At 47.7% G+C, this 661-nt stretch carries 2 rRNA genes; both read right to left on the bottom strand.

Annotated elements, in window-relative coordinates:
• Positions 1-162 (bottom strand): 23S ribosomal RNA (locus AC1DWG_RS30400); the annotation flags it as partial.
• A 311-nt stretch (positions 163-473) separates the two neighbouring features.
• Positions 474-661, bottom strand: a 16S ribosomal RNA gene (locus AC1DWG_RS30405); the annotation flags it as partial.

Consider the following 661-nt stretch of genomic DNA (forward strand, 5'->3'; position numbering starts at 1 on the left):
ATTCAGTACAAGATAACCATCTTATGATGGCTGGGTTCCCCCATTCAGACATCTCCGGATCAAAGTCTGTTTGCCGACTCCCCGAAGCTTTTCGCAGGCTACCACGTCTTTCATCGCCTCTGACTGCCAAGGCATCCACCGTATGCGCTTCTTCACTTGACCATATAACCCCAAGCAATCTGGTTATACTGTGAAGACGACATTCGCCGAAAATTCGCACTTGCTCAAAGAGCARCTCACAAATTTTACCTTAGCCTGATCCGTTACCAGTGAAAGTAACGTTCAGTCTATCTTTCTATCACATACCCAAATTTTTAAAGAACGAACTAGTCAAAGACTAGAAATCAATATTCGCACTGGAATATTCATTTCTAAACTCTAACGAAACAGACCACCTTAAAGGCTGGCCTCCCGTCTTCTTCAATGAATCAAGCAATTCGTGTGGGAGCTCATGGAGCAGCTGAGTCGTCGATTAAGGAGGTGATCCAGCCGCAGGTTCCCCTACGGCTACCTTGTTACGACTTCACCCCAGTCATGAATCACACCGTGGTAACCGTCCTCCCGAAGGTTAGACTAGCTACTTCTGGTGCAACCCACTCCCATGGTGTGACGGGCGGTGTGTACAAGGCCCGGGAACGTATTCACCGCGACATTCTGATTC

The organism is Pseudomonas sp. P4_B3 (assembly GCF_056402295.1).